Source organism: Zunongwangia sp., assembly GCF_048269745.1.
In the GTDB taxonomy this organism is placed as follows: Bacteria; Bacteroidota; Bacteroidia; order Flavobacteriales; family Flavobacteriaceae; genus Zunongwangia.
In genome coordinates, this window is the sequence record NZ_JBLXIB010000025.1 from 1 (window position 1) to 16,698 (window position 16,698).

Annotated in this window: 12 protein-coding genes and 1 pseudogene; 11 read left to right on the forward strand and 2 right to left on the reverse strand. The window is 30.3% G+C overall.

From position 1 onward, the window contains the following. Window positions 1-298: 298 nt before the first annotated feature. From ACN0WI_RS16265 to ACN0WI_RS16285, 5 genes are all read left to right on the forward strand, one after another. Complete coding sequence (locus tag ACN0WI_RS16265; protein ID WP_417888102.1) at window positions 299-1,507, forward strand: hypothetical protein; 1,209 nt, start codon at window positions 299-301, stop codon at window positions 1,505-1,507. 178 nt (window positions 1,508-1,685) lie between these two features. Further along, a complete protein-coding gene (gene ychF / locus ACN0WI_RS16270; protein WP_417888103.1) occupies window positions 1,686-2,780 on the forward strand; it encodes a redox-regulated ATPase YchF in 1,095 nt (364 codons plus the stop codon). 363 nt (window positions 2,781-3,143) lie between these two features. After that, a complete protein-coding gene (locus ACN0WI_RS16275; RefSeq protein WP_417888104.1) occupies window positions 3,144-5,006 on the forward strand; it encodes a DNA topoisomerase IV subunit B in 1,863 nt (620 codons plus the stop codon). After that, window positions 5,003-5,485, forward strand: a complete 483-nt coding sequence (locus tag ACN0WI_RS16280; RefSeq protein WP_417888105.1) for a hypothetical protein — start codon at window positions 5,003-5,005, stop codon at window positions 5,483-5,485. Before ACN0WI_RS16275 ends, ACN0WI_RS16280 begins: the two co-directional genes overlap by 4 nt. 3 nt (window positions 5,486-5,488) lie before the next feature. Beyond that, entirely contained in the window at window positions 5,489-8,143 is a 2,655-nt protein-coding gene (locus ACN0WI_RS16285) for a DNA gyrase/topoisomerase IV subunit A (protein WP_417888106.1), read from the forward strand. Between the two features lie 637 nt (window positions 8,144-8,780). Here ACN0WI_RS16285 and ACN0WI_RS16290 read toward each other — a convergent pair. Together ACN0WI_RS16290 and ACN0WI_RS16295 are read right to left on the reverse strand one after the other, a co-directional pair. Further along, window positions 8,781-9,155, reverse strand: a complete 375-nt coding sequence (locus ACN0WI_RS16290) for a DNA topoisomerase IV (protein WP_417888107.1) — start codon at window positions 9,153-9,155, stop codon at window positions 8,781-8,783. A 24-nt stretch (window positions 9,156-9,179) separates the two neighbouring features. Further along, a complete protein-coding gene (locus ACN0WI_RS16295; protein WP_417888108.1) occupies window positions 9,180-9,635 on the reverse strand; it encodes a helix-turn-helix domain-containing protein in 456 nt (151 codons plus the stop codon). 277 nt (window positions 9,636-9,912) lie between these two features. Between ACN0WI_RS16295 and ACN0WI_RS16300 the strand changes: the two genes are divergently transcribed. The 6 genes and pseudogenes from ACN0WI_RS16300 to ACN0WI_RS16325 all read left to right on the forward strand — a co-directional run. Next, entirely contained in the window at window positions 9,913-11,064 is a 1,152-nt protein-coding gene (locus tag ACN0WI_RS16300; protein WP_417888109.1) for a M14 metallopeptidase family protein, read from the forward strand. Window positions 11,065-11,149: 85 nt separating this feature from the next. Beyond that, entirely contained in the window at window positions 11,150-11,629 is a 480-nt protein-coding gene (locus ACN0WI_RS16305; RefSeq protein WP_417888110.1) for an Lrp/AsnC family transcriptional regulator, read from the forward strand. Window positions 11,630-11,715: 86 nt separating this feature from the next. Continuing rightward, window positions 11,716-14,295 carry a phosphoenolpyruvate carboxylase gene (locus ACN0WI_RS16310; protein ID WP_417888111.1) on the forward strand — a complete coding sequence of 860 codons (2,580 nt, stop codon included), beginning with the start codon at window positions 11,716-11,718 and terminating at the stop codon, window positions 14,293-14,295. 149 nt (window positions 14,296-14,444) lie between these two features. Continuing rightward, window positions 14,445-15,458 (forward strand): YihY/virulence factor BrkB family protein, encoded by a 1,014-nt coding sequence (locus ACN0WI_RS16315; RefSeq protein WP_417888112.1) that lies wholly within the window; start codon window positions 14,445-14,447, stop codon window positions 15,456-15,458. Between the two features lie 118 nt (window positions 15,459-15,576). Further along, window positions 15,577-16,125 carry a type 1 glutamine amidotransferase domain-containing protein gene (locus ACN0WI_RS16320; protein WP_417888113.1) on the forward strand — a complete coding sequence of 183 codons (549 nt, stop codon included), beginning with the start codon at window positions 15,577-15,579 and terminating at the stop codon, window positions 16,123-16,125. Window positions 16,126-16,410: 285 nt separating this feature from the next. Next, window positions 16,411-16,698: pseudogene (locus tag ACN0WI_RS16325) on the forward strand (hypothetical protein); the annotation flags it as partial.

Below are 16,698 nucleotides of genomic sequence, written 5' to 3' on the forward strand. Positions count from 1 at the left end.
TATAGGAGGTAATTCATAAACCATTTCTTCTGCTAAATGTTCTTCTGAAATAGCCCTATAATTTTTACATCCTAGCAATAAAGCACGTATGGTAAGAATTGAAAAAGTGAAAAATATTAGTTTAGATATAAACTTTAATTTATTCTATTTAAATATTTAAAATTCAGAATCATATATTTAAAAAAACAATTTTAAAATTATCTAATTAGAATTATAATTGTGATAAACTAAAATTTAATATTTTAGCTTGGTATAAAAAATGCTAGTTAAACTAAACCATAGTATTAATTAACCAACCATGAAATATATTACCAAGTATTTAAGCTTTTTCTTGATAATAAGTAGCAGTTGTTTGGCACAAAACCACAGTTTAACAACTACTGTAAACTCTAATGAAACGGTAACCGATCAAGTTTTAAAAGAACTAAATCGGGAACGTGCCTTATTAAGCCAAAATTTAGATTTTAGAATTAAAGAAATTGACTCAAAAATTAATAATCTTGATGAGAGCATTAAAAATTCTCGTAACGCATCTGATAAAGTTGAAAAACTCTTAGAGCGTGTGAAATTTTTAGAAGAGCGACAGTCTGAAATAGATAAAAATACAATTAGTGTTTATAAATATAACTATAGCTCCGCAGTACTAAACTTAGCAAGTATGGAGCGTGAAATTAAACCGTTAAATCTTTTTAATAGTTCTCGAGAATTTTACTCTACACTCGATAAAGTAAGTAATCCGATGAATTATGAAGGATACCAAAAATGGTTTGGTAAATTTCAAGGTTTTGTAAAAGAAGAGCAAGAGGATAATGCACGCTTGGCGGCTTTAAATCATATTATGAATGTTACCGGAGATTTAACACAAGGGACACCATTTGTAGGAATGTTTGCCGGAAGCCTTTTTGATGGCATAGGTATTTTTATTAATTCTTTAAATAGAAGAGATAAAGAGCTTAAAAAACAGAGTATAGAGATGTTGAAATTAACCACATCTGTTTCCCAATTTACCCATGATAAAGATCTTATTGAAACTGAATGGGATGCGATTAATAAAAGTTTAGATGAATTAAGAAGTATTCAAGACAAAGCTATGAAAGACAATTTTGTAGAAATGTTAGGGATAGATCTTAAAAATTTTGAACGAAAATTCACCAATGAAACTGATGCGAAAAAAAGAACGCAATATATTTTAGATATTTCGAAAATTGCCGAAAATAAAATTGTTGAAGAGCGAAAAACAAATCCTGAAAATTGGAAACAAAATTACCACGACCAAATGCTAGCGGTACAGAATTTAAAAATTCGTTTTGGAGATATTACATTCAGAATTTTAGAAAATTTGAACAAATACGAAGGCTTAATCAAAAAATATAAAAAAGACACTTTTTTAAAGGAAGAAATGGGTGAGCTAGAGTTGAAGTTGGATATTGTTCGAAATGGTTTTGAATCTACCTTTAATCCACAGGAATACATAAAAGCATCCAACGAAATGTATATCGTAGAATAGTAGAATTGGCTATTTTTAAATAAAATTTTCTAGAAAAATTATAAGGAGAACTAATTTGTTCTCCTTTTTCTTGCAAAAAAGTTACTTGAGATAGATTTAAAAATCTTGAATATCGAGTAAATTCATATCTAATTATTATCTTTGCAGCCGCAAAAACACTAGCATCAAAATTTAGTATATGAAAGCCGGAATTGTTGGATTACCAAACGTAGGAAAATCGACTTTATTTAATTGTCTCTCTAACGCAAAAGCCCAAAGTGCAAATTTTCCATTTTGTACCATAGAGCCAAATATAGGAGTAGTTAATGTACCCGACCCGCGTTTAGAACGTTTAGAAGCTTTGGTGAATCCTGAGAGAGTACAACCGGCCACAGTAGAGATTGTGGATATTGCAGGTCTTGTAAAAGGAGCGAGTAAAGGAGAGGGACTGGGAAATCAATTCTTAGGCAATATCCGCGAAACCGACGCTATTCTTCATGTATTAAGATGTTTCGATAATGATAATATTGTTCACGTAGATGGTTCTATAGATCCTATTCGGGATAAAGAAACTATCGATATGGAGCTTCAGCTTAAAGATCTTGAAACAGTAGATAAAAAGCTAGATAAAGTAAAAAGAGCAGCTAAAACAGGTAATAAAGAAGCCCAAAAAGAAGAAGCTGCTTTATTAAAAAGTAAAGAAGGTTTAGAAGCAGGAAAATCGATTAGATCTTTAGATTTTTCTGAAGATGAATATAAAGAATTTATAAAACCACTTCAATTTATTACAGATAAACCGGTTATGTATGTTTGTAATGTAAATGAAGAAGCTGCAGTAAACGGAAATGAGCATGTAGATCGAGTACGTGAAGCTGTAAAAGAAGAAAATGCTGAAGTTTTAGTCCTTGCAGTGGGAACTGAGGCAGATATAACAGAACTTGATGATTACGAAGAACGACAAATGTTTCTTCAAGACATCGGATTAGAAGAACCTGGTGCTGCTAAACTAATTAGAGGTGCTTATGCACTTTTAAATCTACAAACGTATTTTACTGCTGGTGTAAAAGAAGTAAGAGCTTGGACTATTCCAGTAGGATCTACTGCGCCTCAAGCAGCGGGTGTTATTCATACCGATTTTGAAAAAGGTTTTATTCGGGCAGAAGTAATTGCATATAACGATTTTTCAGAATTAGGTTCTGAAGCTAAAGTAAAAGAAGCCGGAAAAATGCGAGTAGAAGGGAAGGAATATATTGTTAAGGATGGCGATGTAATGCATTTTAGGTTTAATGTTTAAGTTTGTATTTTTAAAAAAGTATTTAAAATCCTCAAATTTTTAAAGATTTTTTATTCAATTAATACACTTTAATAGTTATACATAATTCTCTAAATCCTTTATCTGATCTAAAACTCAGATTGAGGATTTTTTTAATTAATAGGGCTATGTTTATATTGAAAAGATAAGATATAGTTGTATATTTTTATGAGATATAAAATCAGCTCAATCAATAAAGTTTATTAACATTTTCTAAGATTATAATTTCATTATAACACCGCAATTAACGTTTTTTCTAAAGCATTTGTTAATTACTTTCTGTAAACTTGGTTTTAAGTTTTAACAGTATATGTTATATTAGCCGTAAACTCCGCCTTTGTATTTATGAATAAAGAAACTAAGTATACTGAAGATAATATTCGGTCGTTAGATTGGAAAGAACATATCCGCATGCGTCCCGGGATGTATATCGGGAAATTAGGAGATGGTTCTAGCGCTGATGATGGTATTTATATCTTATTAAAAGAGGTTTTAGATAATGCTATTGATGAGTTTGTAATGGGCTCAGGAAAAACTATAGAAGTATCTGTTCAAAATCAACGAATAATAGTTCGAGATTATGGTCGTGGTATTCCATTAGGAAAAGTAGTAGATGTTGTTTCTAAAATGAATACCGGAGGAAAATACGATACCCGAGCATTTAAAAAATCAGTTGGGTTAAATGGAGTAGGTACAAAAGCAGTAAATGCGTTATCATCTTATTTTCGTGTTGAATCTAGCCGAGATGGACAATCAAAATCTGCTGAGTTTGAACAAGGAAATTTAAATAACGAAGAATTTTTAGAAGAAACTTCACGCCGTCGTGGTACTAAAGTTACATTTATTCCAGATGAACTTATTTTTAAAAATTTCAAATTTAGAAATGAGTATGTTGAAAAAATGATTAAAAATTATGTATACCTGAATCCGGGTTTAACGATAATTTTTAATGGTGAAAAATTTTATTCAGAAAATGGTTTAAAAGATTTATTGAAGGATACTATAAACGAAGATGAGCGTTTATATAAAATTATTCACCTTAGGGGAGAAGATATTGAAGTTGCGCTTACCCATAGTCGGACTCAGTATAGTGAAGAATATCATTCTTTTGTAAATGGGCAAAACACCTCGCAAGGAGGGACTCATCTTGCTGCGTTTAGAGAAGCAATTGTGAAAACCATTAGAGAGTTTTACGGTAAAAATTATGATGCTTCTGATATTCGTAAATCTATAGTTGGGGCTATTTCTATAAAAGTAATGGAACCTGTTTTTGAGAGCCAAACAAAAACAAAATTAGGTTCTACGGATATGGGTGGAGAATTGCCTACTGTTCGAACTTATATTAATGATTTTGTAAAAACATATCTGGATAATTTTTTACATAAAAATCAAGAAACTGCCGAAAAAATACAACGAAAAATTTTGCAGGCAGAGCGAGAGCGTAAAGATTTATCAGGTATTCGAAAATTAGCCAAAGAACGCGCTAAAAAAGCAAGTTTACACAATAAGAAACTACGAGATTGCCGTATCCATTTAGGAGATAATAAAAAAGAGCGTTATTTAGAAACTACCTTATTTATTACCGAGGGAGATTCGGCTAGTGGATCTATAACCAAATCTAGAGATGTAAATACACAAGCGGTTTTTAGTTTAAAAGGAAAACCTTTAAACAGTTATGGGCTTAGTAAGAAAATTGTTTATGAAAATGAAGAATTTAACTTACTACAAGCAGCATTAAATATAGAAGAATCTTTAGAAGATTTGCGGTATAACAATATTGTAATTGCAACTGATGCCGATGTAGATGGTATGCATATTCGATTATTATTAATCACATTTTTTCTTCAATTTTTCCCTGAATTAATTAAAGATAATCATTTATATATTCTACAAACGCCTTTATTTAGAGTTCGAAATAAAAAAGAAACAATTTATTGCTATTCTGAAATGGAACGAAGACGTGCAGTAGATAAATTAAAAGGAAAAGTTGAGATAACTCGATTTAAAGGATTAGGTGAAATTTCTCCTGATGAATTTAAGTATTTTATAGGTGAAGATATTCGTTTGGATCCTGTTATGCTAGATAAAGAAAAGTCTATTGAAGAAATGCTTCGTTTTTATATGGGTAAAAATACTCCAGATCGTCAAGAATTTATAATAGATAATTTAAAAGTTGAGCTAGATTTGATTGAGGAATTGGGAATATGAGAATAAATAACACAGATTCAATAAAAATAATACCGCCAATATATATTGTCCTGATAGCTGTTTTTATAACTAATTTTTTTTTAAACTTAAGTTTTATTGGTTCAGAAGATCCTATTAGATTTAGTTTCTTTTTACCAAACATTATAACATTTGTAGTGGGTGTTTATTTTTATCGCATAGGTGTAAGTTTTGAATTTGATGGAGAGGGAGAAGTATTAGCTTTTAAAAATAATGGTGTATTTATTTCTAATTTTTTTAAATATCGATTAAAAAAAATAGAATTTCCTAGGCGGAAATTAGCAAAATATAGTGTCACTAACTTTTTTATTTATGCTACCATAACACTTTATATTAAATCTAGAAGGAAAGGTGGATTAAAAAAAGTAACACTAAATATAACTCTATTAAACAGAAAAAAGAAGCGGCAATTAATAACTGCTTTAAAACATAGTCTAGAACAATCTAAAGCTGCGGCTTAATCTATGGAAGAAAATCCGGAAAAATCTAACGAGAAACAAGACACTAATTCAAATCAAGAGTTAATTAAAGTAACCGGTATGTACCAAGACTGGTTTCTTGATTATGCATCCTACGTAATATTAGAACGTGCTGTTCCTGCCATGGAAGATGGTTTTAAACCGGTACAGCGACGTATTATGCATTCAATGAAAGATTTAGACGATGGGCGCTACAATAAAGTAGCCAATATTGTTGGGCATACTATGCAATATCACCCACATGGCGATGCCAGTATTGGTGATGCAATGGTAGGAATTGGACAGAAAGAGTTACTTATAGATACACAAGGAAACTGGGGAAATATATTAACCGGAGATCGTGCTGCAGCTCCACGTTATATTGAAGCACGATTATCAAAATTTGCGTTAGAGGTTTTATATAATCCTAAATTAACAGAGTGGCAACTTTCGTACGATGGTAGAAAAAAAGAGCCTGTTAATTTACCAGTGAAATTTCCAATGCTTCTCGCACAAGGAGCTGAAGGTATTGCTGTAGGATTAAGTACACGAGTGCTTCCTCATAACTTTCTAGAATTAATAGATGCTTCTATAAAACATTTAAACGGTAAAAAATTCACCTTATATCCAGATTTTCCTACCGGTGGTGTTGCGGATACTTCTAACTATAATGATGGGAAACGTGGTGGTCGTATACGGGTGCGTGCTAAAATAGAAATTTTAGATAAAAAAACGCTGGTAATTAAAGAGATACCCTACGGTACTACAACTTCTAGTTTAATAGATTCTATTTTAAAAGCTAACGAGAAAGGAAAGATAAAAATTAAAAAAATTGAAGATAATACTGCTGCAGAAGTAGAAATTCAAATTCATCTTCCTAATAATATTTCTCCAGATAAAACTATAGATGCATTATATGCATTTACCTATTGCGAAAATTCAATTGCACCATTAGGTTGTGTTATTATAGATAATAAACCTGAATTTTTAGGTGTTTCAGATATCCTTAGGTATTCTACCGACCATACTTTGGAATTATTAAAAAGTGAGCTTGAGATAACACTTGATGAGCTAGATGAACAATGGCACTTTGCTTCGTTAGAACGGATATTTATTGAAAAAAGGATTTATAGAAGAATTGAAGAAGAAGAAACCTGGGAAGGCGTAATCGAAACAATTTTTGAAGGTTTAAAACCACACATACAACATTTAAAAAGAGAAGTAACCGAAGATGATATTGTTCGGTTAACTGAAATTAGAATTAAACGAATTTCTAAATTCGATATCGATAAGGCGCAACAGCGTATAGATGCATTAGAAGCAGAAATTGCTAATATTAAGCATCATCTCGATAATTTAATTGAATATGCTGTTGCTTATTTTCAAAATCTTAAAAAGAAATACGGCGAAGGCAAAGAACGAAAAACTGAATTACGCCTTTTTGAAGATATCGAAGCTTCTAAAGTAGTAATTAGAAATACTAAATTATACGTAAATCGAAAAGAAGGATTTATAGGCACATCTCTTAAAAAAGATGAGTACGTTACTGAATGCTCGGATATAGACGATATAATTACTTTTACAGCATCTGGTAAAATGATGGTTACAAAAGTAGATACTAAAACTTTTATAGGAAAAGATATTGTATATGTAGGCATTTTTAAGAAAAAAGATAAGCGTACCATTTATAACATGATTTATAAAGATGGAAAAGGTGGAGCCAGTTATATAAAACGTTTTGCTGTAACATCAATGACTCGAGATAGAGAATACGATCTAACTCAAGGTAAAAAAGATTCTAAAATGCTTTATTTTACAGCTAATCCAAATGGAGAGGCCGAAGTAGTTACCATATTCCTACGCCAAACCGGAAGTATTCGTAAATTAAAATTTGATGTAGATTTTGCCGATATTCTAATTAAAGGTAGAAATGTAAAAGGAAATTTAATTACAAAGCATGCATTAAAACGGGTAGAGTTAAAAGAAGAAGGGGTTTCTACGTTAAAGCCAAGAAAAATTTGGTTTGACGATATTGTAAAAAGGCTTAATGTAGATGCTAGAGGTACTTTATTAGGAGAATTTAAAGGTGAAGATCGGATTTTAATTATAACTCAAGATGGGGTAGTAAAAACTATAAAGCCCGAATTAACAACCCATTTTAACGATGATATCATTGTTATGGAAAAATGGAATCCTAAAAAACCAATTTCAGCTATTTATTGGGAACCAGAAAAGGAACGCTATTATGTTAAACGTTTCTTGGTAGAACAACCTGATAAAGAAGAAAAATTTATTAGCGAGCATGAAAACGCATTCCTTGAGATTGTGGCAACTGATTTCTATCCACAAGTTGAAATTGAATTTACAAAGCAAAAAGGAAAAGATAGAAGACCTAATGAACCTGTAAATTTAGAGGAATTTATAGCTGTTAAAGGGATAAAGGCATTAGGGAATCAACTAACTACCGATAAAGTAAAAACAATAAATTTACTGGAACCGTTACCAGATGACGAAATTGAAGAAGAAGATGATACCAACTCATCTTCAGAAGAGAAAAATTCAAATGAAGTTGAAGATATTGGAGATGAGAAGACTACACCTAATAATCGAAAAGGTGATGATGATTCAGAAGAAAATCAACCCAAACTCTTTGATGATTAAGTGAATTGATTTTCCATAAATTGAAGTTTACGGAAATTAAAAAAAGGAGAGAACTCAATTTTAAATGAATTCAAATGAAAAAATTCGGGTATTTCAAAAAATGCCCGAATTTGATTTTTATATTCAGTCCAATTTAAAACTTTGATAGTAACTATTTAGAATTGATACGAGAATTAGCATAAATACATATTTTTATATCGATAGCTTATAATGAAGATGAATTTTTAAAATATCCAATTGCTAAATTCGAAAAGCCTTTAAAAATTGACAAAATCCAGATCAAGACTTGGATTAATACTATTAAAAAATATCTTGATAAAAGAAAGAAGTTGATTGTTTAAATGAAGAAGAAATGGACAAGTCTACTTAAAAACTTTTAGAAACAGATTTACAAAAACAATCCAGCCATCCAGAAACAAATGTCAGAATTTATCCATGGTATTTTGAGTATCATTTAGCTCATATAAAAATGTGAAAGAAGTTATTAGATGTACAGCACAATACATAAAAACTATTGCATTGCCCATTTTATCTTTAAATCTTAAATAGTAGTAAATAAAATTGCGACACCAACTGTGAATTTGATTCCACTTTTGTAATACGATATAGTAAAGCTATTTTCAAAAATAAGAATCCTTTATTCTTTTACAGCAGTAACTGATCCTCGTTTTTTTTGTGCATCACCAACCTTTCCATATTCAAAGGTATATCCATCTTTGCTGGTAGTTAAAATCCGCATGTGAATAGGTTCACGTTCTTGACGATTTTTAGGATTTAAATTGGTGAGAATAAATTCACAATCGTTAATCCAACGAACAGAAGATGTATCCTTTTTACCTTGAAAAATATCAACTTCTATACTGTCCTTTCGGATAAATTTAGAAGTTACCATTTCTCCATTTAAATATGATTTAAATTCAAAAGTTCCGGTTCTATAATCTTGACAATTTTTTTCAGGCTGATAGCAACCTAAAACTGTAAATAGACAAAAAAAGGCTAATAATTTTTTCATAGCACAAAAATAAAATTTCTACGGCTAATTACCATTTTCAAAAGCATCAAAAGTTCCATCTTCATAAAAAATAATTACTTTTTTAATTGCCTTGTTAGAATTACTTTCAATTTGAGGTGCAACAGGTTTCTGAAAATTTTGAGGTAAATTTTTAAAATTGAATTCCTCTTGCTGATTTTGCTTAATGGTATTTTCTTTTAACTGCGTTTTTTCTTCATTTTGTTGCGGAGCAGAAACATGCGTTTGTAATTCTTTTTTAGGAAAATCTCCTTTGCCATTTAGTAACCAGTAAAGTTCTACCTCCGGAAATGTTTTCACAACTTTCATTACAAACTCCAAACTTGGTTTATTTCGGCCAGATAGAATATGACTAATAGAAGAGCGTCCAACTTCGATTTTATCTGAGAAAGAAGAAGCACTTAAATCGTAAAACTCCATAATAGTATGGAGTCGTTTAGAAAACTCTTCGGTGTTTACCATTGTAAAATTCTATAAAATTATCAATGTTTACAAATGTAACAAAAGAAATTCATTTGTACAAATCACACTTGTAAACAAGCATTTATAGTAAAACTTACACTTTAAATAAAATAAATTAATTATTTGAAAATAAGAAATATACATTATAAAAACTATTAACAAGGAATAATTCCAAAGAATAAATTCGACAAGTAATTTTTAGAGTTTACAAATGTAACCAAATGAGTTTATTTTAATTGTTTACATTTGTGAAATATAGGATTGTTACATTTGTGATATGGATAATAATAGTAAAACACTTTTAGATATTATGGCGATTTATACTTCTTTTAAAGAAGATAAATTGATGGGTCGTTTTATTTGTAACGATCAAATAGAACCGCTTTTACGTAAGCATCAAAATAATTTTGAAATCGAAAAGATTGGTTTCTCTGTAAATAAAGAGCAGATTCATGGAATTAAAATTGGATCGGGACCAACAAAAGTTTTGGGATGGTCTCAAATGCACGGAAATGAATCGACAACCACAAAAGCAATTTTTGATCTTTTAAATGTATTTAATTTAAATCCTTCTTTTTTTTCAGATTTGTGGCAACGTATTACTTTATATATAGTACCAATTTTAAATCCGGATGGAGCTCGTTTATATAAGCGTTTTAACTATAATGTGATAGACCTTAATAGAGATGCACAAAACCTTACACAGCCAGAAAGTAAACTTTTAAAATCTATTTTTGATGATTTTAAACCTGATTTTTGTTTGAACTTACATGGACAGCGTACCATATTTAGCGCTGGAGCTGTAAAAAAATCAGCTATTTTATCATTTTTAACACCTTCAGAGGATGCAGAAAGGGAAATCACTAAAAATAGAGAAAAAAGCATGGCTGTAATTGCTAATATCGCTTCAGATTTAAAAGAAGATATTCCAGAACATATAGGCAGATACGACGATTCATTTAATTTAAATTGCACCGGAGATACTTTTCAAAATAGGGGAGTACCTACCTTATTATTTGAAGCAGGACATTTTCCAAACGATTATAATAGAGAAGAAACAAGAAAATTAGTTGTAAAAAGTATATTATCTGCATTATTTAGCATTGCATCTGGTGATTATTTAAATTTTACAATTACAGATTATTTGAATATACCGGAAAATGAGAAGCTATTTAATGATATTATATTAAGAAATGTGGATCTGGATAATCAAATTGTTGATATAGCTATTCAATATTCCGAAATTTTGAATGAAAATAAAATACAGTTTACACCAATAATTAATAAAATTGCTCCTAAAATCATCAATTTTGGACATCGAGAAATTGACTGTACTAATAAAAAAGTTCGTTTTGAAGCAATGAATATACCAGTCGAAAACGATGTAGTTAACAAAATACTCTTAAATGATCAGGTTTTTATGCTTTAAAATGAATTTTAGTTGAAAAAATTATAAATACTTCAAAGTTTTTGTATTATTTTTGAAATTCATATAATAAATAGAAGTTAAGAAAATGGCTAAATTTAAGTTAGACGAAACAGATCACCAGATTCTTGATATGCTCATTGAGAACACAAGAACTCCTTTTACTGATATAGCAAAAAAACTGTTAATTTCTGCAGGAACAGTTCACGTAAGAGTGAAAAAGATGGAAGAAGCAGGAATTATTATTGGTTCTTCACTTACATTAGATTATCAGAAATTAGGATATGCTTTTATTGCATATGTAGGAGTATTCTTAAAAAATACCTCACAAACAAAATTTGTGTTGGAGCGTATTAATGAAATACCGTTTGTTACTGTTGCTCATGTTACTACCGGAAAATTTAATGTTTTTTGTAAAGTAAGAGCAAAAAATACACATCATGCAAAGGAAATTATTTTCCAATTAGATGATATCGAGGGTGTTTATAGAACAGAGACAATGATATCTATGGAGGAAAGCATTAACGATAAAAAACGTTTAATGCATTCTATATTTAAAGATCTATAAATTTAAATATTAAAATTTTATTAAAAACCCTTTAAACCCTATAGTTTAAAGGGTTTTTTCATAATTTAGGGCAAACAATTTATAATATGCATAGAGAACCCAAAGTAGAGCGTTTTAGCGAAAATGTTCTTTCTAAGTATCAAATTTACAATAGCCTTTTTCTAACATTACCTTTTGATGATATTAGAAAAACAGGTTCATTGCTTCCCTTATTTTTGGAGGTTTGTGAAGAAGGGTTTAAAAACGATAAAAATCCTTCTGAAATTGTAGAATCTTTCTTCAATAAGTATTTAGATAACCCCACAGAAGAGGAAAGAAACGATTTGTTATTCCGTTTTATCCAATACATCGAACGACAAGTAGTACTTTTCGATGCTATTGAAGATGCTGCTTTTCCGATAGTGAATAATATGGATGGTATTGGTACGCTTCGTAATATTAAGGAAGAAGCAGAGTCTCAAAACCAAAAAGACAAATTACGCCAATTTTTATCTCACTTTAAGGTTCGTCCAACATTAACAGCTCACCCTACACAATTTTATCCTGGTGATGTTTTAGGTATTATTACAGATTTAGATAAGGCAATACAATCTAACGATCTTGTAAAAATTAAACAGCTTTTATCTCAGCTAGGTAAAACACCATTTTTCAAAAAAGAAAAACCAACTCCTTATGATGAAGCAGTGAGTCTAATTTGGTATTTCGAGAATGTGTTCTACCAAAGTGTAAGCAAAATTTATAATTATGTTCAACATAATATATTTGATGGAGAATCTGTAGATAATAAAATAATAGATTTAGGATTTTGGCCTGGAGGAGATAGAGACGGAAATCCATTTGTAACTACAGAAATTACTCTTAAAGTTGCCAGGCGCTTAAAGAGTACTATTTTATATTGCTATTATAAAGATGCGCGTGAACTAAAAAGACGATTAACGTTTGAAGGGGTGCGTGAAATTATGGAAGAGCTAGAGAAAACACTTTATAAAGGTGCTATCTCTCCAGATCAAGAAATAGATATTACTGTAGATGAATTTAAAAATAAGCTACACCAAATTCGAGAAATTATAATTAATAAGCATCATTCTTTATTTTTAGAAGAAGTAGATGATTTATTAAATAAAGTAAACCTTTTTGGCTACCACTTAGCCACACTAGATATCCGTCAGGATAGTGGTGTTCATGAAGAAGTACTTTCAGAAATTATTGAAGTTTGTAAAACTAAAGATGAAACATTAATTCCTGAAAATTATTTTGAGCTTTCTGATGAAGAACAAATATCCATCCTTTCAGATGTAAAAGCAAATTTAGCTGATGATGAATTTACTTCAGAAGAAGGAATGGGTAAAGCTACAATATCTTCCATTTACGCAATGCAAAAAATTCAGAAAGAAAATGGAGAAAATGGAGCTAACCGATATATTATTAGTCATAGTGAGAAGCCACAAAGTATTTTAGAGCCTTTTGCTTTCTTACGTTTATGTGGTTGGGAAACCCCAACAGTAGATATTATTCCTTTATTTGAAACAGTTCCCGATTTGCAAGCTGCACCCTCAGTAATGGAAACGCTTTACCAAAATCCCGTATATCGTGAGCATCTTAAAAATAGAGAAGATAAGCAGACAATTATGCTTGGCTTTAGCGATGGTACTAAAGATGGTGGTTATTTAATGGCCAATTGGAGTATTTTTAAAGCTAAAGAAGAACTAACTGCAATCTCTAGAAAATATGATATAAAAGTGATGTTTTTTGATGGTAGAGGAGGACCACCAGCAAGGGGTGGTGGTAAAACACACCAATTCTATGCTTCTTTAGGCTCTAAAATAGAAAATCAACAAATACAGCTTACTGTTCAAGGACAAACTATTAGTTCTAATTTTGGTACACAAGATAGTTGTCAATATAATTTAGAACAGTTAATAAGTGCCGGAGTTTCTAATGAGCTATTTAATCTTGGTAAGAACGATCTCTCTGATGCAGATAGAGAAACGATGATGGAGTTAGCTGAATCCAGCTACAAAACATATATGGATTTTAGGAAACATTCTAAATTTATTCCGTATCTAGAGAAAATGAGTACATTACGTTATTATTCTCGTACAAATATTGGTAGCCGCCCGTCAAAAAGGAATAATCAAGAGCTTAATTTAGATAATTTAAGAGCTATTCCATTCGTAGGAAGTTGGAGTCAATTAAAGCAAAATGTACCTGGATTTTTTGGTGTAGGTACTGCATTAAAAGAATTTGAAGACCGAGGAGAATTTGATAAAGTTAAAAGCTTATACGATAATTCAATATTCTTCAAAACGCTATTAGAAAATAGCATGATGAGTTTAACAAAATCATTTTTTGAATTAACTTCATACATGAAAAATGATGAAGAATTTGGAGAGTTTTGGAATGTAATCTATGAAGAATATACCCGTTCTAAAGAAATGCTTCTAAAAATTACAGGTTACAAACACTTAATGGAAAACGAACCTGCAATGAGAGCCTCTATACAAGTTAGAGAACGTATTGTATTACCATTATTAACAATACAACAACATGCGCTAAGAATGGTTCAACAATTAGAGGGTGTTGATCCTGATCGTTTAAAAATGTATGAAAATATGGTAACTCGATCTTTATATGGTAATATAAACGCAAGTAGAAACTCTGCGTAGTTACTATCAACATAAAATTTAGTACATATATCCTCAAAGTGTTTTCTTTGAGGATATTTTTTTAATACTAAATTCAATAAAAAACTTTTTATTTCCTATTGTTGAGAATTTGACAAAAACACGAGATTTACTTTTTTAAATAAATAGTTATGATGAAAGCTTTAAAATTTTTGGGAAAATTATTAGTAAAAGCTTTCAAAAGCTGGAATTCAAATGAACCTTATGGACGTAGTGCAACCATTGCATATTACACATTATTTTCACTACCATCTTTGCTAATAATTGTAGTAAGTGTAGCAGGATACTTTGTAGGTAGAGATGCCGTTCAGGGAACTATTACTGAGGAGATAGGAAAATATATAGGAGCAAATACAGCAGAATCTGTAGAAGATATAATTTCTAGCGCATGGCTTTCCGGGGATTCTACATTAAATGTAATCTTTGGTTTTTGTGTTTTATTATTTGGTGCAACAGGTGTATTTGTGCAATTAAAGTTAGCGATGAATAATATTTGGAATGTAGCTGAAAAAAAATCCAATTTTTGGAATTTATTATTAGATCGAGCTATTTCTTTCGGAATGATTTTAGTTATTGGTTTCTTACTATTAGTGTCTTTTATTATTTCTGCTATTTTAAGTTTTATAAAAAATAAATTACATTTTATTAGCCCCGGTCTAGAGGGACTATTAGTAGAAATTATAAATTATGCAATTTCATTTGGTGTAATTACGGTTTTATTTGCAGCTATATTTAAAATTTTACCCAATATTAAAATAGCTTGGAAAACAACTTTTAGAGGAGCTTTACTAACAACATTTCTATTTTTATTGGGTGAGTTTATTTTAAATGTTTATTTCAGTAATGCAAATCCGGCTTCTGTATATGGAAGTGCCTCTAGTGTAATATTAATACTCATTTGGGTCTACTATTCATGTATGATTATGTTTTTTGGAGCAGAATTTACAGTTCAATATGCACTGGCTAAAAATGAAAAAATTGAAATAGGTAGAAACGGAGAACCTGCAATTTATCAGGAAATGGATAGGTTAGAGGAAAAGAAAACACGTTTAAAAGAAGATAAAAAAATTATAGATCGCTTAAAGAAAAATTTCAATATTAGAAAAAGAAAAACTATTTCAGAATCAGAGAAAAATCAAGAATAAAACCTCTGAAAGTTAATCTTAACAAGGTTTAACTTGTTGCTAAAGTATTTTACAAAGGCTTTAATATAGATTGCTGTAGAACTTAATTAGTTTTGTTTTAAACAAAAAAAGAAAAATTATGGATAAGAAAATAGCAATTTTAGCAACTCACGGATTTGAAGAGAGCGAATTAAGTTCTCCAAAAAAAGCTTTAGAAAATGAAGGTTTTACAGCACATATTGTAAGTGTAAAACCAGGAACTATAAAAAGTTGGGATGTAGATAAATGGGGATCAGATTTTAAAGTTGATAAAACTTTAGATGAAGTTTCTGCAAAAGATTATAATGCATTAGTATTACCAGGAGGTGTATTAAATCCTGACTCTTTGCGCACTAATGAAGATGCTTTAGTTTTTATAAGAGATTTCTTTAAACAAAGCAAGATAGTAGCAGCAATATGCCACGGTCCTCAGTTATTAATTAATGCTGAAGTAGTGGAAGGTAGAACTATGACTTCTTATCCTTCTATTAAAAAAGATCTTGAAAATGCTGGAGCACTTTGGGTAGATAAAGAAGTGGTAGTAGATGAAGGTTTTGTAACTAGTAGGAACCCTGATGATTTACCAGCTTTTAATAGTAAATTAATTGAAGAAATTAAAGAAGGTAAGCACGATTATCAGCATGCATAATTTAAGAATTATATATAAAAAAGGGAACCAGATAGGTTCCCTTTTTTTATTTATTTAGTATTTTTTATAACAAAAATAGGTTGTCTATATTAATAATATATAACGATTAGGCTTGTGAAAACGAGCATTTGAAGCCACTTAATTCTATATTCATAGAATTCATCGCAATAGGATTGCTATTCATCGAATTACTCTATTTAACAAATGGGTCAGGGGCTACATTCGTAGAAATAAAAACCTATTACGATGAATACTAATATAATTTTTTCAACAATATTGATATGCATGTCAATTGTTACATCGGCTCAAATTGGTATCAACACCGATAAGCCCGATCCTTCTTCAATAGTGGATATTAAAAGTAAACATGCCGGAGTTTTAATTCCAAGGGTAGAGTTAAAATCTTTGACAGATAAGAATACGATACATAATCCTGTATTGGGGCTTTTAGTTTATAATGATATTAAAGAAGGAAATCTAGAAGAACGTTTCTACTTTTGGGATGGTCAACAATGGGATAAAGTACAATCACAGAAAGATGCCGATGATATTAACGAACGAATAGATAGTTTA